Raw genomic sequence first — 21,801 nt, forward strand, 5'->3', positions numbered from 1 at the left:
CCGTTTGCCTTCGAAAGGAGGTGCGCGATGATCCGCAAGCTCAAATCCGGGGAATACCGGCTCTATTCCCGCAAGACCGATCCCAAGACCGGCAAGCGCCGCAATCTGGGGACGTTCGACACGCGTGAAGCCGCTGAAAAGCACGAGCGCGAAGTGCAGTATTTCAAGCGACATTGAAGCCTTCCGTGGCTTCCGTCACCCCACCCCTCAATCCCTCCCCATCAAGGGGAGGGAGGCGCATGGGTGACGTCAATGGTCCAATGATAGTTTAGCCACAGAGCCGGCTTCCCTTCCCCCCTGTGGGGAGGGAATGAGGGTGGGGGTAGGCCACACGCACCGGCAAAACTTGACTTCCCCCGCGCCATCCCTATTTTCCTCTCATCCGCAGCACTGACCGGACGGTACCCATGGATTCCACGCTGAACGACTGCCTCGCTTGCATCGCTCACCTGGAATCCGCCCATGCCCGCATCCGTCTCCCTGCACCAGCTTTCCTATTCGACATCAGATAACCAGCCGCTCTTTTCCGGTCTCGACCTCGTCTTCGGCAACGAACGAACGGGGCTGATCGGCCGCAACGGCACGGGCAAATCCACCCTGCTCCGCATCATCGCCGGACGGCTGCAACCGGCCGCCGGATCGGTGACGGTGCTGGGCACGCTCGGCATGCTGGAACAATCGGTACAGGTGGCGCCTGACGCTGATGTGGTCGACCAGCTTGGCGTAGCCGAGGCGCTGGCGCGGCTCGACCGGCTCGAACAGGGCCTGGGCGACATGGACGATGCCGCCGAGGCGGACTGGACATTGCCCGGACGGATCGAAACCGCTCTCGCCGATGTCGGCCTGCCCGCCTATGCGCCGGATCGGCCGCTGGCAACACTCAGCGGCGGGCAGCGCACGCGGCTGGCTTTGGCCCGGCTGATCCTGGCCGAGCCAGACATCATCCTGCTCGACGAGCCCACCAACAATCTCGACGCCGATGGCCGGCTTGCCGTGGTGGACCTGCTGCATCGCTGGCGCGGCGCAGCCATCGTGGTCAGCCACGATCGCGCCCTGCTGCGCGAAATGGATGTCATTGTGGAACTGACCACGCTGGGCGCCACGACCTATGGCGGCAATTGGGATCATTATGCCGAGCGCAAGGCGCTGGAACTGGCGGCTGCCGAGCATGAGCTGAGCACGGCCGAGCGCAGGATCGCCGAGATTGATCGCAAGATTCAGGCCGTGGCCGAAAAGAAGGCGCGCAAGGACGGCGCCGGCAAGCGCAAGGCGGCCAAGGGCGATATTCCCAAAATCATGCTGGGTGGCATGAAGGAGAATTCGGAGAATACCAGCGGCGGCAATGCGCGGCTGGCCAACCGCCAGCACGGTGACGCGGCGGAAGCGGCCAGCGAGGCGCGGGCAAGGATAGAGGTGCTCGCCCCACTTTCGGTGACGCTGACCCCGACCGGGCTGCCGGCGGGCCGTACCGTGTTGCAGGCCGATGGGCTGACGGGCGGGCCGGAGGGCGTATCGCCTGTTATCCGCGATTTCTCGCTGAACATGACCGGCCCCGAACGCGTGGCGATTACCGGGCCGAACGGCTCGGGCAAGACGACGCTGCTGCGCCTGCTGACCGGCACCCTGCCCGCCGCTTCCGGCACGGCCCGCATCCTCGTGCCGCATGCCATGCTCGACCAGACGGTGAGCCTGCTCGACCCCGCCCTCTCCATCCGCGACAATTTCCTGGCGCTCAATCCAGATGCCGACGAGCGAACCTGCCGTTCGGCGCTGGCCCGCTTCATGTTCCGCGCCGATGCGGCGCTGCAGCAGGTGGGCACATTGAGCGGTGGCGAAATGCTGCGCGCCGGGCTGGCCTGCACTATCGGTGGCAACCACCCGCCGCAATTGCTGATCCTGGACGAGCCCACCAACCACCTGGATATCCACGCCATCGAGCAAGTGGAGGCAGGACTGCGCGGTTATGACGGGGCGCTGCTGGTGGTGAGCCACGACGCCGACTTTCTCGACGCCATCGGCATCGGCCGCACAATTGCCCTCGCGATGAACGCAAACTGAATTCACCGCTCAGGACTGGTTCCAAATCACCGGACTAATCCTCGTGTCATCGGCAAGAAGCGCTCGGAGGGAGCGCAGCCCAGACAGGAGAGACCAAATGATCCGCAAGTTCTTCATCACCGCAGTCGCCGCCGTCGCCATCGCTGCCTCGGCCGCCCCCGCAATGTCCAACGACGTCTTCGTCAACCAGTTCGGTTTCGGCAATGCCGCGGGCGGCAGCCAGCTCGGCTGGAACAACCTGCTCGGCGTCGACCAGACCGGCAACTGGAACACTGCCGTCGGCCACCAGAATGGCGGCAACAATGTCGGCGCCATCGGCCAGCAGGGCAACAACAACTACGGCGACACCTGGCAGAACGGCTGGAACAACGCCGCCGGCGTCGGCCAGTTCGGCGACAACCACACCGCCATCCTGACCCAGGACGGCAATGGCAACGTCGCCGCCGGCGTGCAGGTCGGCAATGGCTGCGCCGCCAATGTCAACCAGGCCGGCTCGGGCAATGTCACCGCTTTCGTCCAGGCCTGCCCGTAACCGGTCCTGACGTGACCTGCGCATAGCCGGAAGGGCCACCCCCTTCCGGCTCGTCCGCCACCGAAATCAGGAGGAAGCCATGACCATCTCACCCCGGCGCATCGGCGCCATCGCCCTCGGCCTCGCCGTCGCCGCCTTCGCGGCCAATGCGGGCCTCGCCAATTCCGCATCGGGCGACACCCTATGCGGCATCGCCACCAGCTCCGAGCGCGGCATGCTGGCGCTCGAGGGCACCATTGTCAGCCCCGTCGCGCTCAGCGGCGAATATCGCCTTGCCATCCAGAGCTCGGGCAATGGCGGCTCGTCCAATATCAGCCAGGGCGGCTATTTCACCGCCAATGCCAATGAAGCCACGACGCTGGGCAAGGTGCTGATCAATGCCGGCTCCAGCTACAGCATCGACTTCAATGTCAGTGCCGGTGGCCAGAAGATCGATTGCGATCAGGAAATTGCGAGCCTGCGTTGAATCACATCATCAGGGACGGCTGAAAAGGCTCCGGGACACCGGGGCCTTTTTTGTGTGTCTCGAGTAGCCCTCATGGTGAGCCCGTCGAACCACGAAGGCGTGGCACCCAAGCCTCCACTCGCTCAACCTCGTGGTTCGACAGGCTCACCATGAGGTTTTCGATAATTTCAACGCACATTCCCTCGCTGAACCCATTCTGAACACCCCGCTCCAAACCGGTTCAGTCGCGCTCCCCTAGTCTCGGGTCATCGGCTGGAACACCCCAGCACATACCAACAGTTTCTCAGGGAGAGATGCCATGACCACCACGTTCACCAAGACCTTCGTCGCCGCCGTTGCAGCCGCCGTCATCGGCACTGCCGCCCTCGCCGCCCCCGCCATGGCTGCCGGCCAGGTTTCGATCAGCTTCACGCCCACGGACCCCGACCAGCAGCAGGCGCTGGGTGCCGGCCTGCAGATCTTCTCGCTGATGCAGGGCCTGTCCTCGACCGGCGCCAATGCCAGCCAGAACGGCAATTTCAACGCCGCCGGCTTCAACCAGAACGGCTCGGGCAATCACGGCCTGATCGTGCAGGAAGGCAATGGCCATAACGGCACCATCGAGCAGAACGGCAACAACAACAATTGCGGCCTGTTCCAGTTCGGCGAAAACACCAATGGCCAGTGCGTGCAGAACGGCAATGGCCAGTCGAGCGTGACGACGGTGTTCGGCTTCTAAGCCAAATCGGAATGCAATCTGGCGGGCCCTGCGGGGCCCGTTTCCGTTTCTAGTTCAAAAACACCGTCACCGTATCGGCCTGGCCCGCGGCATCTACCACGGACAGGGTGACAAAGCCCGGTCCGTCGGGTTCCCACAGGCTCTGGCGGGCGAATTCGGGGCGGCCGAAGGGGGCGCCGTTGGCGAAGAAGATGAAGGGTGGCACCCCATTGCGCACCTTGACCATCAGCGGGGAGATGTCACCCGCCGCCAGGCCGAGATCGACATCGACGCCATCGGCCGGAAAGGCGATTTCGGGCGCAGCGACGCGGGCGACCATATCTTCGTTGGGGTGACGGAAGCGGCGCAAAGGCATCGGCAATTCGCTGTTGGAGGCAAAGAGCACGCCCTGCGGCGCCCGGGGCAGCGGCGCCTTGCGATTGCCGAGGCGGTCGAAGGCCTCGAACAAGATTGGCGCGGCGCCGGTAATGCCTGATAGCCCCGGCACCGGGGCGCCATCGGGCCGCCCGACCCAGACGCCGATGACCGTCTTGCCATCGAAGCCGATGGCCCAGCCGTCGCGATAGCCATAGGACGTGCCGGTCTTGTAGGCGATGCGGCCGGGCGAGCCGTTGAGCGGCGGCGGCACGTCGGCGAGAATGTCGGACACATACCAGGCCGAAACCGGATCCAGCACCGGCGCAGCGATTTCGGCTGATGGTGCCGGCCCGATCCCGTCATAGAGCCGGATCGGCTTGCCGCCATTGCCGATGGCGGCATAGACGGAGACGAGGTCGCGCAGGGTGATGCCGACGCCGCCAAGGCCCACGGCGAGGCTCGGCGCGGTATTGATCGGCAGGCGCGGATCGGCATGGGCGCGGCGCAGGCGGGATACCAGGCGCGCCGGACCGACCGCATCGAGCACCACCACGGCGGGGATGTTGAGCGACTCCGTCAGCGCGTCGTGGATGGTCACCGTGCCCCGGCTGAAGCCGTCGAAATTGACCGGGACATAGGCGCCGAAGGCGGTGGGGCGGTCCTCGATGAGACTTTCGGGATGGGCCAGGCCCAGCTCGAAAGCCAAGCCGTAGATCAGCGGCTTGAGGGTCGAGCCGGGCGAGCGGATGGCATTGGTCATGTCGACGAAGCCGGCGCTCTGGATAGAGAACAGGCCCGCCGAACCGACCGAGGCGAGAACTTCGCCGCTGGCGATATCGGCGGCGACGATGGCGACGGATACTTTGGGATCGATCAGCCTGGCACGGCCGGCAGCGAGATGCTCCAGCGCATCCTGCAGGCGCTTGTCCACGGTCAGCTCGATCGCTCGCGCCGTGGGTTGTGCTCGCACCGCCTGCGCGGCCATATGCGCCGCCAGCATCGGAAATTCCCGCCTTCCGGTAGGCACCGGTTCGCGCTTGGCGACCAGGGCGTCTTCCGGCGGCAGGGCGCCAGTTGCCACCAGCCGGTCCAGCACCATGTCGCGGCTGCGCTCGGCGGCGACGGGATCGCGGTCGGGACGGCGTGCTTCGGGTGATTGCGGCAAGGCCACCAGCAGGGCGGCCTCGGCGATGGTCAGCCGTCCAGGCTCCTTGCCGAAATAGGCCAGGGTCGCCGCGCGAATGCCCTCGATATTGCCGCCATAGGGAGCCAGGGTGAGGTAGAGATCGATGATCTCATCCTTGCTGAGCTCGTGTTCCAGCCTGTCGGCATGCACCATCTGGCGCAGCTTGCCCCAGATATCGCGCGTCGGCTCGCCCTCGATCAGCCGCGCCACCTGCATGGTGAGCGTCGAGCCGCCGGAGACGACGCGACCGGCCATGACGAACTGCCCGGCAGCGCGCAGCATGGAGCTCCAGGCAATACCACTATGCTCGGCAAAGCCGCGGTCCTCATAGGCAATGAGCATCTGGATGAAGCGCGGATCGACGGCGGTGCGATCCACCGGCAAGCGCCAGCGGCCGTCGCCGGTGGTGAACGGACGGAGTAGCATACCATTGCGATCGGTGACGGCGACGGAAACCGGCAACGTCGCTACGTCGGGCGTCGGCGGCAGCGTACCGGCAATGCCTGATAGCATGGAATTAAGCTGGATGGCGCCCGCGGCCGCAACGACGAACACGCCGAAACCCGCAAGCGTCAGCCACCGCGCCAATCCCTTCCGGGAGCGGCGCGGCTGCGGTTCGGGTGCGGCTGCCTCAACCCCGCTCATGGTCCGGTCGGTGTGACCTCGATGGCACCGGCGGCGGTGTTCGCCCGGAATTCGGGGCGATACATGTCTTCCACCGTTGCGCCGGGCAGCACGAATGTGCCGGGCGACACGGCGCGCACCAGATAGGCGGTGGTGAAGGTGCCGGTTTGATCGAAATAGCGGAAGGCGGCGACATACTGGTCGGTCCGCGATTCCACATGGGTTGCCGCATTGAGTTCGAGCCAACTGAAATCGGCTACGCCGCTGCCGGCGGAGAGGTCCGGATTTTCGATCTCGAAGCCCGCAGGCAGCGGATCGGCCAGGAGATACTGGCCCGAACCCAGGTTTTGCGGCCGCACTGTCAGCACCACGACGAGGCGATCATTCTGCGCAATGGGCGCCGCCTGCGGGTCGACCGGCGTGCCATCGGGCAGGAAATATTCGCGGGCGATGGTGAAGCCATCGCTGGTGGCACGCGGCGGCGTGATCGGATAGCCGGTCACGGTCACCTTCGCCTCGGTATCGGCAGCGCCAGTATTGGCGATCTCGACCGTTTCGAAACCGGTCTGATCGTAGCGCCGATAGACCTGGCCCGTGAGGGCTTCGCCATCGAGCGTGATCGAGCCATCAGTGCTGGAGGCGCCGAGTGCTGCTGCGGCCATGAGGGTCCAGCTATCTTCCTGCGTCGAGGTATAGCGCGCCCGGTCACGCAGCTTGGCCAGTTCATTGGCCAGTTCCGTAAGGTTGATACCAGCCGGCTTGAACTCGGCGGCCAAGGCCAGCACGCCGGCATAGTCGCGCATGCGGCTGCCATAGTCGCCGCGATAGCGCTTGATGTTGTCGGGTGATTTAAGCCCGGCAATGGCTGCCTCGAAAGCGGATTTGGCGCGTGTCGGGTCGCCATAGAGCGCCAGCGCCGCCCCGAGTTGCGCCTGGGCTAGGGGCGAGCCGAAGGCATTGAGGCGCGCCTCGTGATAATAGCGCAGGTCGCCCATGGAGACCCGCCCAGCCCGGGCCAGATCGTAGAGCGCATAGGCGATGTCTTCGCCGCCATTGTCGAAGTCGGAGGCGTAGGACAACTGATTGGCCAGGTTGTCGAAGGCCATGGTCAGCGACTGTTCAGGCACGGCATAGCCGGCTGCCTTGGCGCGCAGCAGGAAGTCGGTGACATAGCCATCGAGCCACAGGTCGCCGCCATCGAATGGCCCCCAGAGGCCGAAGCCGCCATTGGAACTCTGCTTGGCGAGCAGGTTGGCGATGGCGTCCGTCACGGTCTGGTTGAGCTTGTCGTCGGTTGCGGTGCCTACCAGCTTGGCCACGTCGTTGAGGTAGAGCAGCGGCAAGGCGCGGCTCGAAACCTGCTCGGCACAGCCATAGGGGTAGCGGTCGAGCGCCAGCAGCAGACCGGGCACGTCGAGCCGGGCAATCGGCCCGATCGCCAGCGTCATGGCGCCGGTATCGGTCATGTAGCTCTCGAAATAATCCGGACCGACGGTGATGCTCTCACCCGCCTTGATCGGCAGGACGCGGCTGGTGGTGACAGGTGCGCTGGTGGGCCGCACGCCGAGGAGGAGTTCCTTGGTCTGCGTGCTGCCGTCGGGCGCGGTGATGGTCAGCACAACCGGCCAGTCGCCGATCTGCATGCCGTTGAGCCTTAGATCGAGCGCGGTTCGCTCGCCCTGGGCCAGCTCGACATCGCTGTCCGCGGCCGGCGTGGCAATGCCCTCGCCGGTCGCCAGCGAAACGCCATAAGAGCCATCGGCGCCACCGACATTGTTGATTTCGACCAAGAGGCGCGACTCGTCGCCGACACGGAGGAAGCGCGGCGGGCTGAGGGTCACGACGACAGGATCACGGACGATCACGTCGGCCGAGGCGTGGCCAACCGCAGTGTCGGTCCAGGCCATGGCCATGACGCGCACGGTGCCGGAGAAGTCCGGCATGTCGAAGGTGATGGTGGCCTTGCCGTCGGCATCGACCTCGACAATGCCCGAATGGAGGGCAACGAGAACCGAAGTCGGCGGCGGCGTGCCGGTGCGGGACGAACCACCGTCACCGCCCGAGCGCATGGCGCCGGACAGCCCCTGGGTCGGATCGATCAGCGAGCCATAGAGGTCGCGGATATCCATGCCGAGCTGACGCTGGCCGAAATACCAGCCATCCGGGTCAGGCACCTTGAAATTGGTGAGGTTGAGAATGCCCAGATCCACCGCGGCCACGGCCACATAGGCCTTTTGGCCGGCGGCCAGATTGCCCAGTTCCACCGTGGTGGTGAAGCTCTGCCGCGGCAGGGTCACCTCGGGCGTATCGAGGCTCACGTCGAGCTTGCGGTCACCCGGCTCGACATCGGCGAAGGCCAGGCCCAAAGCCCGCGACGGCATGCGCTTTTCGGCAACGTCGGACGGGCGATAGAGAATGGCCGTCACATAGGCGCCGGGGCCCCATTCATCGGTCACTTCGAGCGGAACCGTAGTGCCGCCTTCAGGTACATCGACAGCCTGCATGGCGATGACGCGGTTGTCGATCACCATCACCAGCGCCGTGCCGGCAAATTGCGGGTCGAGCTTGAGCTGGGCGGTATCGCCCACCTTATAGCCGGGCTTGTCGAGCGCGACCTGCAAGGTGTCGGGCGTATCGCTGCCGGCATCGGCATAATAGTAGCCGGCATAGAATTCATAGCTGGACGAGGTCGCATCTGGCCCGCTGCTGTCCACCTCGACCCGGTAGCGGCCCCAATCGACATTGGTGCCGATCGTCGCCGGCCCGCCATCGGACGTGGCGGCGGTGCCGCTGGCGATTTCGCGCGTCGTGGTGATGGCTTCCCAGCGCCAGTTGCTGCCGGAGCGGTACCATTGGTAATGGGTCTCGACGCGCGAAATGCTCCAGTTGAGGTCGTCCTTGGCGACGGCTTCGCCGTCAGGTGACACGACGACGATATCGAAGCGAGCCTCGCTGCCCTCGGCGAGCCCGGACGCGTCGCTGAAGACCGGCTTGATGCCGATAAGGTCGCTATTGGCGAGCACCGGCCGGCTGATGCTGCGCTCGATGCTGCGCCCATTGGTATCGACCAGGCGCATCAGCACCTGCGCCTGCAGCGGGCGCGTCGTGGCCTGCGGCTCGGGCAGCACGATCTCGGCTACGGCATGGCCGGTTTCATCGGTCGTGCCGACGACGCCCAGCGGCTCGCGATTGGTTTCGATCGTATCGTCCAGCCGGCCGAATGTGTAGCCGGGGAAATCCGGCAGGCTCGTTACCGGACGGATGATGGCATCGGCCTCGATGGCGAGACCGGGCGCGGTGGCGCCATAGAGGTATTTGGCGTCGACATCGACTTCGGTCACCTCGCCGGTCGCCATCGGCGCATCGGCAGCGCTGATCTCGAAGGCCAGCCGCTCGGGCTCGAAATCCTCCACGAGGAAACTGGTGCTCGACAGTGCTTCGGCCTTCGGATCGGCATAGAGCCGGGCCGTCCAGGAGCCGCGCATGGCCTCGGCGACCAGCGGCAAGGCCACGAAATAGCCACCAGCGCCTTCGTCGCTTAGCACCTGCCTGCTGGAAATAACGCCATCCGGGCGCTCGACTTCCAGGGTCAGCGGCAGGCCGGTGACTGCATTGGCGCGTTCGTCGCGCAGCAGAGCAGTGAGATAGACGGTTTCGCCGGGGCGATAGACACCACGCTCGGTGGTGGCGAAGATATCCAGCGGGCCGGGTGACGGCCGCCCTTCGACGCCACGATCGGTCAGGTCGAAGGCCGGGCGCGACAGGTCGAGGAAGGCATAATCGCCATCGCCGGTCTCGGCGACCAGCAATTGCGGCGCCCTGCCCCCTTCGCCCCGCGCCAGGCCCGGCGCGAAGACCGCGCGGCCATCGGCATCGCTGGTGGTCTCGCCCAGGATTTCATTGTTGACCGCGACAAGGCGCACCTTGGCATCGGCAATCGGCTGCGCATCGGTGAGGCTGCGCACGAAGGCATGCACGCCATCGTCGCCGGCAATGGTGGTGAGGCCCAGATCGGTGACGATGAACCACTGCGTGGCCACGCTGTCCCAATATTCGGTCTGCTCATCCTTGATCTTGGCGGTGATGACATAGGCGCCGGCCTCCATCTGGCCGAGCGTTTCGGCCACGGGAATCGCCGTGGTGGTCAATTCATTGGGCTTGCCCCGCGCCAGATCGACTTCGCCGTTCCAGACCTGCTCACCCACGCGGCCGGCAATGTCCTCGGCGTCATATTCGGTCAGGCTTCCCTGGAAGATGCCGTCGCGCACGGCGGTTGCGATGGAACGGTCGCCCACGCGATAGATCATGACTTCGGCCACATCGGCATTGACCGAGGTGATCGGCAGCCCGCCACCCAGACCCGCCGGCATGACATAGGCATTGTTGGCAAAGCCGACAAAGGGCGAGCGATCCGGTATATAGATGTCGAGCACGACATCCTTGAGCAGTTCCTCGCCATCGACCGACGGCAGGCCGGCGCGCAGGCGAATGGCATAGCGCCCGCCATGCAGCAGGCCGCCAATGCAGATCTGATCCTGCTCGGGCTCGACGGAAGCCTGCGGCGTATCGGCGACGACCACGAACGCCGACAAATCGGTCGAGCCATAGGGCAATGGGTCGGAAAAGACCGCGCAGACGCGCGGCGAGGCGGCCTCGGCATCGACGACGTGGTTGACCACGCGGAAGCCGTGCTGGGCGACGACACTATCGAGATGGGTGGCGACGGCCTCGTTTTCCGCCAGCTTCAGGCTCACCCGGTAGGTCGCGATGACCTCGCGCCACATTTCGCGATATTCCATCCCATTGGCCAAGGCAGCCAGGGCATCGGCGCGGTCCTGCGGCTCGCTGGCGCGCAGGAAGGCGTTCATGGCCGCCGAAGTGGCGAGGCGCGCCAGGTCGCCGCTATTGTCGCCTTCCGACAGACCCGCAACCGTTTCGGCTTGCGTCAGCGCCACCTGCGCCAGGGCCTGCCAGACCGCACGATCATTGGCATTGATGGCCAGGGCCTGCCGGTAGGCGGTGATGGCCGCGAGGGAATTGCCGGCCGCAGCGGCCTCCTCGGCGGAAGCCACCAAGTCGGCATAGGTGACCTTGGGCGGCGGCGCATCGGTCTGCGGCAGGCCACGGGCAAAGCTGCGCGCGGAATCGATGATGCTCTGGGCGGGGAACGGCAATTCGGCCTGGCGGACCGCTTCGATCACGGCCGGCGACGGCGCCCGGCTGACGCGGCCCGACACGGCACCGGCAAATTCGGTCTGCTCGCCGACCGCGCCCTTGAGGAAGCACCAGTTGGACTGGCTGTTGAAGGTGAAGGCACGGCAGATATTGTCGTCGGTGCAGGCCGCGGTGCAGGCATCGAGATCGGTATTGCGGATAATCGAATAATCGGAACCCGGCAGGTCGGTATCCTGCAGCAGCGTGACCTTGTGGTCAGCCGCCAGCGCCGGAGAGGCACCCAAGGCCAGAACCAGCGCCAGCCCCAGCGCGCGCATCTTCGAGATGACCTGCAGCATCGTTGCCCTCCCAAGCTCAACGCCACCATATGGACGCGAAGCTGGGGCGGAAACAAGGCCACAAAGAATATTGAATTGCCTGCAGATTGATGCTGGCAGGCCGCTAAAGAAGAAAGGCCCGCATCTATTGCGGGCCTTTCTCTATATCGCCGGGTTCCTACTCGTCCCGGTACACTTTTTCGCGGCGTTCGTGCATTTCCTGGGCTTCCAGGCTCAGCGTGGCGATGGGCCTTGCATCGAGCCGGGCGATGCCGATGGGATCGCCCGTTTCCTCGCAATAGCCATAGGTGCCGTCATCGATGCGCTTCAGGGCGGCGTCGATCTTGGAGATCAGCTTGCGCTGCCGGTCGCGGGTGCGCAGCTCAAGGGAACGATCGCTCTCGGAACTGGCCCGATCGGCCATATCAGGGTGATTCTGGCTCTCTTCCTGCAGGTTTTCGAGGGTTTCCCGGCTCTCGCGGAGAATGTCGTCCTTCCAGGCGTTGAGCTTTGCCCGGAAATACTCCCGCTGGCGCGGATTCATGAACGGCTCGTTGTCACTGGGCCGGTATTCAATCACTTCTGCAACCGAAGACATCAGCAGACTCAACTCCAATGCACCCCTAAGGCGGCCTATATATGCGCGTCGACCTCACCGGGCAAGCGTTCAAAAGTGGCGCTGCTTAACACGGGAAAGCCTCGGCGCGTCAGGCGCATAGCACAGTATTGACAACATTTTGATGATCGGGGCTCACGCCGAGGGGAAACGCCCGAACTTGGCCAGTTCCACGCGCACCCGCAGCTCGATGTCATCGAGCACCGCATCGAGACCCGGCAGCGAGTGCTCGCGCGCCTCCGACAGCATCGCCACCATGCTGTCCAGCCGGTCGGCACTGATCCGGCCAACCAGCAGATCCGCCTTGATATCGTCGAGCAGGTCGAGCAGCGAGGCGCCGCGACGCACCGCCTTCTTCCGGCCGGTCAACGGGCCGTCCACGGCCTGCAACGCCAGGATGGCGTCGATCCCGCCGGTGGCTTGCATAGGCACATTGCCCGCCACCCGCGCCGGGGCGCATTGCCGCCGGCCGGCACGAAATCCGCACCCGAGCCGGAACGGCCGATACCGCTGCCGCGGCCGGCGCCCGTCGTTCGATTGGTGGTTTCGATGCGCAAGGCTGGACTCAAATCACTTTGCTGCCGTCACCGGCAAAATCTGCCGCCAGCCGTTAACAAGGCATTAACGAACCCGGCAAGAATTGCTCACCACGTCCGCTTGACGAGCCAAACCCGGTTTGAAACATCCAAAATATCCTTGAATCCCAAGGCACTGCCGCTACCGGATCAAACTGGCACGGTTTTCGCAATGTGACCGTCGAACGCTGCGCCATGGGGATGGAGCGGCCAGACGACGGGGATGCCGGATGACCAAATCGCTGCTGCACAGGCTGATCGCGGGACTGCTCACCATGACAATGGTGTTGCTGCCTGCCATTGAAGCGCAGGCCGCCTCCGCCCGTATCAAGGATATCGTGAATTTCGAGGGCGTGCGCGAGAACCAGTTGGTCGGCTATGGCCTGGTGGTCGGGCTCAACGGCACCGGCGACAGTCTCAACAACTCCCCGTTCACCAAGCAGTCCCTGCAATCCATGCTGGAGCGGCTGGGCGTCAACACCGCCGGCGAGAATGTCCGCACCGCCAATGTGGCGGCGGTGATGGTCACCGCCAATCTGCCCCCTTCGCCACCCAGGGCTCGCGCATGGATGTGTCGGTCGCCGCACTTGGTGATGCCGATAGCCTGCAGGGCGGCACATTGCTGGTGACCCCGCTGCTCGGCGCCGATGGCGAGGTCTACGCCATCGCCCAGGGCCCGGTTTCCATCAACGGCTTCAAGGCCCAGGGCGACGCCGCCACCATCATTTCCGGCGTGCCGACCACCGGCCGCATTTCCTCCGGCGCCCTGATCGAGCGCGAGATCGACTTCCATCTCGGCAGCCAGACCTCCTTGCGCCTGGCCCTGCGCAACCCGGACCTCACCACGGCGCGCCGCATCGCGCTGGCCGTCAACGACTTCATCGGCGCCCCCACGGCAACGCCGGAAGACCCGGCCACGGTGCGCCTCACCCTGCCCTATGGCTTCAACGGCAATATTGTCGACCTGCTGACCGATATCGAACAGTTGATGGTCCAGACCGACCAGACGGCCAAGATCGTCATCGACGAGAATTCCGGCATCATCGTCATGGGCAAGGATGTGCGCGTGTCGAGCGTGGCGGTGGCACAATCCAACCTCACCGTCACCATCGCCGAAAATCCCACCGTGGTTCAGCCCAATCCACTGAGCCTGGGCGTCACCGCGGTCGAGCCCAATACCAACCTCAATGCCAACCTGTCGGAAAGCGCCCTGTCGGTCGTCAATGAATCCGTGTCGCTGCAGGAACTGGTCGATGGGCTCAATGCCCTGGGCATTTCCCCGCGCGACCTGATCGCCATTCTTCAGGCGATCAAGGCCACCGGCGCGTTGCAGGCCGAAATCGAGGTGCTGTAATGTTCGTCAATAACAATACGCAGCCAGGATCGACGCTTACCCCGGCCCAGATCGCCAGGGTCCGCCACCAGGCCGAAGAACTCGAAGGTGTGTTCCTCAACACGCTGACCAAGGAACTCTTCTCGTCCATCAAGACCGATGCCAGCGTCATGGGCGGCGGGTTCGGGGAAGAAACCTGGCGATCCATGCAGTCCGAACAGCTCGCCGCGACCATGGCGCAGAATGGTGGGCTGGGCATCGCCGAACAACTCCTGCCCGACCTGCTCGCCATGCAGGAAGCGGCCAATAACCAGAACATTTTGCCCGGAGCCTATAAATGACCGCAGCCGCACGCCTCGCCGCCCTCGACAGCCTGCCGGCGGACGAACTCTGCCGCTTGGCCGAAAGCGCCCTGTCGGCACTGGTCGACGTGATGAACCAGGAAACCACCCTGCTCCGCGCCGGCCATATGCGGCAGGCCAATGCCCTGACGCCCGAAAAGACCCGGCTGGCGCAGGACTATGTGGGCTTTGCCCGCTCGGTGCAGCGCCAGAGCCTGCGGCTGAGCACCGAAGCGCCCGCTGCCGTCGAACGGCTGCGGCTGGGCCATGAAAGCCTGGCCACCCAAATGGCCGAGAACCTGCGCGTGCTGGCCACGGCGCGCATGGTCACCGAAGACCTGCTGACCGACGTCGCCAAAATCGTCGGGCAACAGAACAAGGCAAAGACCTATGGACGCGGCGGCGCGATCACAGCAGATGCGACAACATCGGCACGCGGCATCGCAATCAACCGCGCCCTTTGACTTGGACTCAATTTTAACCAACTACGACGGATTGAAGTAACCGACCCGCAATTGCGGTGTATATACGATGACGACTGGCATTCGTGTATGCACTGGACAGCGTCATGATCACTGCAGTTGCGGCAGATCCAATCATCAGTAGCGGCGGCCTCGCTGGCTACCGGCAGCGCCCCACCACCGGGGAACGCAGCCTGCTGCCTGACAGCCCGCCGCCAGCGCCGAAGAATTCCGGTGCGAGCGACAATGGCGCCTTTCCCCAGCAGGATGCGCAGGCCGAGCCTTCGCCCGAGCCGCGCCCGGATGCCGGCTCCATGTTCGCCGCTGCCGTGATCGCGGGCGCCTTGCCGCCCGTGCCGACCACGATGGAAGAGCTGATCATGCGCATCGGTTCGATCCCGATCCCGCCGGAATCCCAGGCCAGGCTCAAGGATCTCCTCGCCTAGGTTAATACAGCATCACCAGCCATTGTGCTGCATATGGTCACGAGCCCCGGATTTCCGGGGCTTTTTTCTTCGCGCCAATACAGCATCACGCGCAATTTGCCTAAATATTCGTCACCCGCTTAATGCTTCTTTAGAGGCTGCCGGATGAGGATCGGCTTGCCTCAGGAGAGGCGTGTTAGTTTGCGTAATCCTAGAAAAGGACTTAGTAGCATGGGTGATATCTCCCTCTCGAAAGCCGTTCGCTCGAACCTGCTTTCCCTCCAGAACACCGCCAACCTGATGGCCCAGACGCAGGAGCGTCTCGCTACCGGTAACAAGGTGAACTCGGCTCTCGACAACCCCACCAACTTCTTCACTGCTGCCGGCCTCAACAGCCGCGCCGGCGACCTGAACCAGCTGATGGACTCGATGGCTAACGGCATCCAGACCCTGAAAGCCGCCGATAATGGCCTGACCTCGATCACCAAGACCCTGGAATCCATGCAGTCGACGCTGCGCCAGGCCCGTCAGGACAAGTCGTTCCAGACCTCGTCCTACACCATTGCTCTGGGTGACACCCCGGCCGGCACGGAAGTCATGTCGTTCAGCGGCGGCGCGATCGGCGAAACAGCGCTCGACCTGAATCTCACCAAGACCATCAATGTGGCCGATGCCGCTTCGACCACGAGTACGGTCGACAGCCTGACCCGCGACAGCACGCTTGACGACGCCGGCTTCACCGCCGCCGGCACCTTCACTGTCAGCAATGGCACCCAGACCGCCACCTTCACCATCGCCGATGAAGAAGTTGACACCGTGGGCGCCCTTATCGACGCAGTCAACGGAACCGCGGGCCTGAACATCACGGCCAGCCTCACCGAAGACGGCGAAATCGCCTTTACGGCTGCCAACAACACCACGGGCATCACCATCGGCGGCACCGCCACCGGCGGCATTACCGGCGTGACCACCCAGGCAGTGCCGACCCCAGTGGACGGTTTTGTTGCCAAGACCGTCGATGAACTCGTGAAAGAGGTCAACGACAAGGCCGGCCCGTTTGCGGGGAATATCCGTGCGTCCAACGACAACGGCAAGCTCCGCATCGAGAACCTGTCGACCCAGGATCTGGACGTTGCGACGCCGACCGGCGTGACCGGTGAGACTACCATTACCGGCAACACCGTCCGTGCCGACCTGGCCAGCCAGTATAACGAACTGCGTGATCAGCTCGACAAGCTGGCTGACGATGCCTCGTTCAACGGTATCAACCTGCTGCGCGGCGACAAGCTGACCATCACCTTCAACGAGACCGGTACCTCGTCGATCGACATCAACACCAAGGGCGAAGAGGCCATCAACTCGGCCAACCTCGGTGTCGAGACCTGGATGGAAGCATCGACCCTGGACAGCGACAGCAACATCGACGCCGAACTGGCCAAGCTGAAGCTCGCTCTCAACGATGTCCGTTCGCAGTCGTCGGCTTTCGGCTCGAACCTGTCGATCGTGCAGAACCGTCAGGACTTCACCAAGAACATGATCAATACGCTGCAGACCGGCGCCGCCAATCTGACGCTGGCTGACATGAACGAGGAAGCCGCCAACCTGCTGGCCCTGCAGACCCGCCAGTCGCTGTCGAGCTCCTCGCTCTCGCTGGCTTCGCAGGCCGACCAGTCGGTCCTCCAGCTGATCCGTTAATCGGTTCTTCTCATCGCAATTGGAAAGGCGGGCTCCGGCCCGCCTTTTTTCGTTTGTGCCCCCCTCTTTGCGAGGCGCGGCACAAGCCGGCGCCGCAACATGGTTACCATCATGCCAACAAGCATGGTTAACGCCACATTAGGATTCTGTGCGCTAAAAGTGATGCAACCTCAAGGAGAGGCATGAGCCGACGATCGGCGCCGTAGTGAAGGAAGCACAATGTCCGATATCTCTCTCTCGAAAGCCGTTCGGTCGAACCTGCTTTCGCTGCAGAACACCGCCACCATGATGGCCAGGACACAGGAACGCCTGTCCACCGGCAACAAGGTGAACTCGGCTCTCGACAATCCGACCAATTTCTTCACGGCCTCCTCGCTCAATGCCCGCGCCGGCGACCTGAACTCGCTGATGGACTCCATGGCCAACGGCATCCAGACGCTCGAAGCGGCGGATAACGGCCTGACCTCGATCACCAAGACGCTGGAATCGATGCAGTCCACCCTGCGCCAGGCGCGGCAGGACAAGAGCTTCCAGACCGATTCCTTCTCGCTCGACCCTGAAAACATCGGCGTGGGCCTGGCTCGTACGCTCGACTTCACCAACGGGGCCTTCGAGACCCCCGGCAGCATCAACCTGCACAAGAATGTCATCGTGGGGCAGAACGGCTTCGTCAATGGCGGCACGGCCGGCAAGGCCGGTACGCTGGAGATCGAAACCCCCAGCCTCAATGGCGGCACGGCCATCACCGTGGCCTTCACCGCCGCCGATACGGTCGAGACCTTCGCGGCCAAGATCAATGCCCACATCTCCACCCTGAGCGATGGCGGCGGCGTGACAGCCCGCGCGGTGAACGGTCAGCTCGAAATTGCCAGCGCCAAGGCGGAACCCGTCACACTGGCCGGCACGGAACTCGAATATGTCGGCCTCGGCGGCGCGGACGAAGCAGCCACCCCGGCAACCCGCAATGGCTCTGCAGCCGTGGCGGCCGGCGCCATCGGCGCCTTCTCCTTCACCATCAACGGACTGACAGTCAATGTCGGTGCCGTCAACAACGTCGCGGCGACGGACAATGCCGACGCCATCGTCGATTACATCAACAACTCCTCCGCCGCCCAGGCCGCAGGTGTGGTGGCCAGCAACAATGCCGGCGTCATCGAGCTCGAAAATGCTGATGGCAAGAACTTCACGGTGAACGGCACCGGCCTCACCACGCTCAATATCGCGGCCGGCGCCACGACGGATGGTATTCCAGCCTCCGGCACGGCCGTCCCGACAGTCCAGGCCTTTGCGGTCAAGACCGTGGATGAGCTGGTGCGCGAGATCAACCGAGACCTCCGAGCTCAAGACCAAGATCCGCGCCAGCAACGACAATGGCAAGCTGCGCATCGAGAACCTGTCCACCCAGGAACTCGATATCGCCGGCGTCACCTCCTCGGGTATCGTCGATGGCACCTCGTTCGGTGCAGCCAAGATTGACGGAAACTCCGTGCGTGGGGACCTCGCCGAGCAGTTCAACGAGTTGCGCGACCAGCTCGACAAGCTGGCCGACGACGCCTCGTTCAACGGTATCAACCTGCTGCGCGGCGACAACCTCAAGATCACCTTCAACGAAAACGGCACGTCTTCGATCGACATCCAGACCAAGAATGGCGATGCTTTGAGCGCCGCCAATCTCGGCCTGTACGACCTGATCGCGAAGAATCTCGATGCGGATGCCGACATCGACACCCTGCTCGGCGAAGTGAAGATGGCCCTGGCCAACGTGCGCTCCCAGGCCTCGTCCTTCGGCTACAATCTGTCGATCGTGCAGAACCGCCAGAACTTCACCAAGGAAATGGTCAACACGCTGCAGACCGGCGCCGCCAACCTGACGCTGGCCGACATGAATGAGGAAGCCGCCAACCTGCTGGCCCTGCAGACCCGCCAGTCGCTCAGCTCCTCCTCGCTGTCGCTGGCTTCGCAGGCCGATCAGTCGGTTCTCCAGCTTCTCCAGTAAACGCTCCGTTCAGGACGATCATCGCATCAAGGCGGGCCTCGGCCCGCCTTGATTGTTTTCGCCATGATCGCAAGCTAGACCTGACGGTGACATATTCGAGTCGCGGAGGCTGGTTGAATGGCGCTCAAGGTGGAGCTCAAGCCGGGCGAAAAGCTGCTGGTGGGCAACTGCATCATCACCAATTCCGATCAGCGGACGCGCCTGTTCATCGATGGCCGCGCGCCGATCCTGCGGGAAAAGGACATCCTGACCGCCGAAACGGCCAATACCCCGGCCAAGCGCATCTATCTAGCGGTGCAGTTGATGTATATCGGGGATGATATCGGGCTGACGCGGGACCAATATTTTTCGCTGGTCAACGAGTTCCTCGAAGCCGTCCCGTCATCCACAGAAATAGTAAACCAAATCAACAACGAGATATTAACCGGGCAACTGTACAAGGCTCTGAAGGCTGCTCAACGCCTCATCGAGTACGAACAGGATCTCTTTTCCAATGCATCAACAGGGCGCTAGTGCGTACCAGCAGACCGCCAAGGTCGTCGAATCGTCCCGCGAGCGCGAATCCGCGCTGCTGATGAAGGCGGCGGCCGGCCTGCAGAAGATCAAGGATGAGTGGCCCGACAGCTACGACAGCCTGAAGCCCGCCCTGACGTTCAATCGCAAGCTGTGGACCATTTTCATGGCCTCGGTGACCAAGGACGACAGCCCCCTGCCCCATGATGTGCGCCAGAATATCGCCAATCTGGGCATGTTCATCATGAACCAGACCCGCGACATCCTGCTCGACGTCAATCCCCAGCCCCAGCAGCTCGACGTGCTGGTGCGGCTCAACCGCCAGATCGCCGCCGGCCTGCGCGGCATGTAATTCGGCATCAATGCCTGCAAAAAAGCCCCTCGCAGTGCGAGGGGCTTTTGCATTTTGGCGGGATGGTTCGGCTAGATGAAGTTCACCAGGCTGAGCTTGCTGACCATCGAGGTCGTCTGGTAGCTCGCCTGCAGGCGCGTCTGCAGCGCCAGGATTTCCATGGCCACATCTTCCTTGCTCACCGTTTCGATATCGCTGAGCAGGTTGTCAAGCTGGGCCTTGTAATTGGTGTGGCGCTCGGCCGAATTATTGTTGGCAATCTGCGCCACGGCCAGTTCCATCGTCAGGATTTCGATGGAGCCACGTTCCGAATTGTGTGACTCCGACATTTCCGATTGCTGGCGCAACGCCATGGCATCGAAACGGGCCAGCGCATTCGGATCGCCGTCCGGATAGGTCTCGACCGACATGGCACCGAGCGTGCGGATCATACGCAGAAAACCGGATTCATTGGCTTCAAGACCGTAGGCGACCCGACTGGAATCATCGACCTGGGCGGTCACGCTCTGACGCGGATTGCCTTCGGCAAGCATGGCGGTCTGCGTCAGGGCCAGTTCCAGGCCCTTGGCGAAGTTTGCCGCATTTTCGTCGGCGCTGCCGCCAATGCTGAACTGGCCGGCCATGGCCTTGCCGGTCACCGCGGTCAGTTGAACCGTGCGCGTCGTGCCATCGGGCTCCCGAAGGGTGACGCTGACCACTTCATTGGGCGTCAGCGTGGCCGAGAAAGCGACATTGACGCTGCTGGGATCGGCGCCGGTATAGGTGGTGTCGATATTGGCCGTGTCGGCCGAGACGCCGATGATCTGGAAACCATGCGCCGCCGAAACCGGCGACTTTTCCTGCAGGGTCACGACGCCGCCCGCCGTATCGATGCCCAGCCGCCCCAGCCCTTCGGCCGCGACGGCCGGTGACTGGCCGCGATACCATAGCACGGTATCGGCATCGGTGGCCACCTTGAGCGCCGTCGCGGTCGCCGGATCGCCATCGACGCGCAGGGCCGGCTCGCCCGGACCATTGAAGAACATTTCCGCCGCCGCGAAGGTGGACGCTGCTTCCAGATCGGACCCCGCCGCCGCCTCGAGACTCGTCTGCAAGGCAGCTTGGAAGTTGGTCGCGGTAACGGCCGGATCGGCGGGAACAGCGGGGGCCGACAGTGCCGGGATCGACCACGAACTGGCCGGGACCGGCAGGTCCGTCCTCGGGTGCGATCGCCGTCAGCGTGATCTGGGTATCGCGACCATCGGGCAGTTGCAGCCCCAGAGTAATGGTCTGGCCGGGCAACATCTGCGCGGCGGGCGGCGCTTCGAAGGTGATGGTATTGGTATTGCCCGGCTGCGGCACGGCGGCCGGTGACGGCGCCACGCTACCGACATTGACGGAGGCCAGCGGGGCGGTGCTGGTCACGCGCAGCAGCTTGAAGCCGAACGGGTGAATACCATCCTCGGTCAGGCTGACGGAATTGGGGGTCGGCTGATCCAGCACCAGGCGCCCGAGGCCATCGGCGCCGGCATCGGCGGCCTTGCGCTCGCCCACCACGGTCTTGAAGCCATCCTTGCCGCCGATGCCTTCGAGCAGGCTGTTGGTATCGGGCAGCGGGGCGCTGTCGGTATTGGCGCCGCCGAACAGATAGCGGCCTGCGACATCGGCATTGAGCAGGGTCACCAGCTCGTCGAACCGCGCCTTGGACAGGCCTGGCAGGGTAGCCATATTGATATTGTTGGTGCCGTATTGCCCCTGCACCGCCGAATTGCGCGTTTCCGCTTCCATGGCATCGAGGCGCGTCATGGTCTTGTCGAGGAAGCTCAGCCGCAGGTTGACCGTGTCGATATTGGCCGAGAAGCCCTCGATCTTGCTCAGACGCGCCCGCACCGACAGCGACATGGGCAGGTCGCGCCCCATTTCGGAGAGCTTGGAGGCTTTCTCGCCGGTACCCAACTGCATCTGCAGCGTGGCAAAGCGATCCTGCATCTTCGAGATGACGCCGAATCCGGTCTGCAGCGGAAACATCGACTTGTTGACGATCATCCTACTCTACTCCTTCACGACCGCGCCCAAGGACCA

General features: G+C 63.8%; 17 protein-coding genes and 2 pseudogenes. 14 read left to right on the top strand and 5 right to left on the bottom strand.

Annotated features, from left to right (window positions below):
* Positions 1-27 precede the first annotated feature (27 nt).
* The 5 genes from NVV79_RS21095 (at position 28) to NVV79_RS21115 (ending at position 3,774) form a co-directional block, all read left to right on the top strand.
* Positions 28-177 (top strand): hypothetical protein, encoded by a 150-nt coding sequence (locus NVV79_RS21095; protein WP_146289574.1) that lies wholly within the window; start codon positions 28-30, stop codon positions 175-177.
* A 285-nt stretch (positions 178-462) separates the two neighbouring features.
* Positions 463-2,058: an ABC-F family ATP-binding cassette domain-containing protein gene (locus NVV79_RS21100; protein ID WP_303993775.1), complete on the top strand. Its 1,596-nt coding sequence runs from the start codon at positions 463-465 to the stop codon at positions 2,056-2,058.
* A 97-nt stretch (positions 2,059-2,155) separates the two neighbouring features.
* Positions 2,156-2,590 carry a curlin gene (locus tag NVV79_RS21105; protein ID WP_303993779.1) on the top strand — a complete coding sequence of 145 codons (435 nt, stop codon included), beginning with the start codon at positions 2,156-2,158 and terminating at the stop codon, positions 2,588-2,590.
* A 79-nt stretch (positions 2,591-2,669) separates the two neighbouring features.
* Complete coding sequence (gene csgH / locus NVV79_RS21110; protein WP_303993782.1) at positions 2,670-3,056, top strand: curli-like amyloid fiber formation chaperone CsgH; 387 nt, start codon at positions 2,670-2,672, stop codon at positions 3,054-3,056.
* Between the two features lie 298 nt (positions 3,057-3,354).
* Positions 3,355-3,774 carry a curlin gene (locus NVV79_RS21115; protein WP_303993785.1) on the top strand — a complete coding sequence of 140 codons (420 nt, stop codon included), beginning with the start codon at positions 3,355-3,357 and terminating at the stop codon, positions 3,772-3,774.
* 49 nt (positions 3,775-3,823) lie between these two features.
* Here the strand turns inward: NVV79_RS21115 and pbpC are convergent, their stop codons facing one another.
* The 4 genes and pseudogenes from pbpC to NVV79_RS21135 all read right to left on the bottom strand — a co-directional run.
* Positions 3,824-5,962 (bottom strand): penicillin-binding protein 1C, encoded by a 2,139-nt coding sequence (gene pbpC, locus NVV79_RS21120; protein ID WP_303993787.1) that lies wholly within the window; start codon positions 5,960-5,962, stop codon positions 3,824-3,826.
* Positions 5,959-11,454 carry an alpha-2-macroglobulin family protein gene (locus tag NVV79_RS21125; RefSeq protein WP_303993790.1) on the bottom strand — a complete coding sequence of 1,832 codons (5,496 nt, stop codon included), beginning with the start codon at positions 11,452-11,454 and terminating at the stop codon, positions 5,959-5,961. The genes pbpC and NVV79_RS21125 overlap by 4 nt, the downstream gene beginning before the upstream one ends.
* A gap of 157 nt (positions 11,455-11,611) precedes the next feature.
* A complete protein-coding gene (gene dksA, locus NVV79_RS21130) occupies positions 11,612-12,031 on the bottom strand; it encodes an RNA polymerase-binding protein DksA (RefSeq protein WP_146289580.1) in 420 nt (139 codons plus the stop codon).
* A gap of 153 nt (positions 12,032-12,184) precedes the next feature.
* Positions 12,185-12,499: pseudogene (locus tag NVV79_RS21135) on the bottom strand (flagellar assembly protein FliX); the annotation flags it as partial.
* A gap of 400 nt (positions 12,500-12,899) precedes the next feature.
* Between NVV79_RS21135 and NVV79_RS21140 the strand changes: the two are divergent.
* The 9 genes and pseudogenes from NVV79_RS21140 (at position 12,900) to flaF (ending at position 19,740) form a co-directional block, all read left to right on the top strand.
* Positions 12,900-13,978 (top strand): annotated as a pseudogene (locus NVV79_RS21140) (flagellar basal body P-ring protein FlgI).
* The gene (locus tag NVV79_RS21145; RefSeq protein WP_303993793.1) at positions 13,978-14,298 is read left to right on the top strand and encodes a rod-binding protein; all 321 of its coding nucleotides are present in this window, start codon (positions 13,978-13,980) and stop codon (positions 14,296-14,298) included. The pseudogene NVV79_RS21140 and the gene NVV79_RS21145 overlap by 1 nt, the downstream one beginning before the upstream one ends.
* Entirely contained in the window at positions 14,295-14,762 is a 468-nt protein-coding gene (locus NVV79_RS21150; RefSeq protein WP_303993796.1) for a flagellar protein FlgN, read from the top strand. The genes NVV79_RS21145 and NVV79_RS21150 overlap by 4 nt, the downstream gene beginning before the upstream one ends.
* A gap of 104 nt (positions 14,763-14,866) precedes the next feature.
* The gene (locus NVV79_RS21155; protein WP_303993798.1) at positions 14,867-15,205 is read left to right on the top strand and encodes a hypothetical protein; all 339 of its coding nucleotides are present in this window, start codon (positions 14,867-14,869) and stop codon (positions 15,203-15,205) included.
* A gap of 210 nt (positions 15,206-15,415) precedes the next feature.
* Complete coding sequence (locus NVV79_RS21160) at positions 15,416-16,879, top strand: flagellin (RefSeq protein ID WP_303993802.1); 1,464 nt, start codon at positions 15,416-15,418, stop codon at positions 16,877-16,879.
* A 219-nt stretch (positions 16,880-17,098) separates the two neighbouring features.
* The gene (locus NVV79_RS21165; RefSeq protein ID WP_303993805.1) at positions 17,099-18,355 is read left to right on the top strand and encodes a hypothetical protein; all 1,257 of its coding nucleotides are present in this window, start codon (positions 17,099-17,101) and stop codon (positions 18,353-18,355) included.
* A gap of 10 nt (positions 18,356-18,365) precedes the next feature.
* Entirely contained in the window at positions 18,366-18,875 is a 510-nt protein-coding gene (locus NVV79_RS21170) for a flagellin (protein ID WP_303993807.1), read from the top strand.
* Positions 18,876-18,992: 117 nt separating this feature from the next.
* On the top strand, positions 18,993-19,388 hold the full coding sequence (gene flbT, locus NVV79_RS21175) for a flagellar biosynthesis repressor FlbT (RefSeq protein ID WP_146289588.1): 396 nt from the start codon (positions 18,993-18,995) through the stop codon (positions 19,386-19,388).
* A complete protein-coding gene (flaF, locus tag NVV79_RS21180) occupies positions 19,369-19,740 on the top strand; it encodes a flagellar biosynthesis regulator FlaF (protein WP_303993810.1) in 372 nt (123 codons plus the stop codon). Before flbT ends, flaF begins: the two co-directional genes overlap by 20 nt.
* 699 nt (positions 19,741-20,439) lie before the next feature.
* Here the strand turns inward: flaF and NVV79_RS21185 are convergent.
* Positions 20,440-21,765: a hypothetical protein gene (locus tag NVV79_RS21185; RefSeq protein WP_303993812.1), complete on the bottom strand. Its 1,326-nt coding sequence runs from the start codon at positions 21,763-21,765 to the stop codon at positions 20,440-20,442.
* Positions 21,766-21,801: the final 36 nt, after the last annotated feature.

It is taken from the genome of Devosia ginsengisoli, assembly GCF_024707105.1.
Classification (GTDB): domain Bacteria; phylum Pseudomonadota; class Alphaproteobacteria; order Rhizobiales; family Devosiaceae; genus Devosia; species Devosia ginsengisoli_A.

Coding starts and splice junctions, on each gene's coding strand:
- NVV79_RS21095 (WP_146289574.1), top strand. CDS start 28: ATGATCCGCAAGCTCAAATCCGGGGAATACCGGCTCTATTCCCGCAAG.
- NVV79_RS21100 (WP_303993775.1), top strand. CDS start 463: ATGCCCGCATCCGTCTCCCTGCACCAGCTTTCCTATTCGACATCAGAT.
- NVV79_RS21105 (WP_303993779.1), top strand. CDS start 2,156: ATGATCCGCAAGTTCTTCATCACCGCAGTCGCCGCCGTCGCCATCGCT.
- csgH (WP_303993782.1), top strand. CDS start 2,670: ATGACCATCTCACCCCGGCGCATCGGCGCCATCGCCCTCGGCCTCGCC.
- NVV79_RS21115 (WP_303993785.1), top strand. CDS start 3,355: ATGACCACCACGTTCACCAAGACCTTCGTCGCCGCCGTTGCAGCCGCC.
- pbpC (WP_303993787.1), bottom strand. CDS start 5,962: ATGAGCGGGGTTGAGGCAGCCGCACCCGAACCGCAGCCGCGCCGCTCC.
- NVV79_RS21125 (WP_303993790.1), bottom strand. CDS start 11,454: ATGCTGCAGGTCATCTCGAAGATGCGCGCGCTGGGGCTGGCGCTGGTT.
- dksA (WP_146289580.1), bottom strand. CDS start 12,031: ATGTCTTCGGTTGCAGAAGTGATTGAATACCGGCCCAGTGACAACGAG.
- NVV79_RS21145 (WP_303993793.1), top strand. CDS start 13,978: ATGTTCGTCAATAACAATACGCAGCCAGGATCGACGCTTACCCCGGCC.
- NVV79_RS21150 (WP_303993796.1), top strand. CDS start 14,295: ATGACCGCAGCCGCACGCCTCGCCGCCCTCGACAGCCTGCCGGCGGAC.
- NVV79_RS21155 (WP_303993798.1), top strand. CDS start 14,867: ATGATCACTGCAGTTGCGGCAGATCCAATCATCAGTAGCGGCGGCCTC.
- NVV79_RS21160 (WP_303993802.1), top strand. CDS start 15,416: ATGGGTGATATCTCCCTCTCGAAAGCCGTTCGCTCGAACCTGCTTTCC.
- NVV79_RS21165 (WP_303993805.1), top strand. CDS start 17,099: ATGTCCGATATCTCTCTCTCGAAAGCCGTTCGGTCGAACCTGCTTTCG.
- flbT (WP_146289588.1), top strand. CDS start 18,993: ATGGCGCTCAAGGTGGAGCTCAAGCCGGGCGAAAAGCTGCTGGTGGGC.
- flaF (WP_303993810.1), top strand. CDS start 19,369: ATGCATCAACAGGGCGCTAGTGCGTACCAGCAGACCGCCAAGGTCGTC.
- NVV79_RS21185 (WP_303993812.1), bottom strand. CDS start 21,765: ATGATCGTCAACAAGTCGATGTTTCCGCTGCAGACCGGATTCGGCGTC.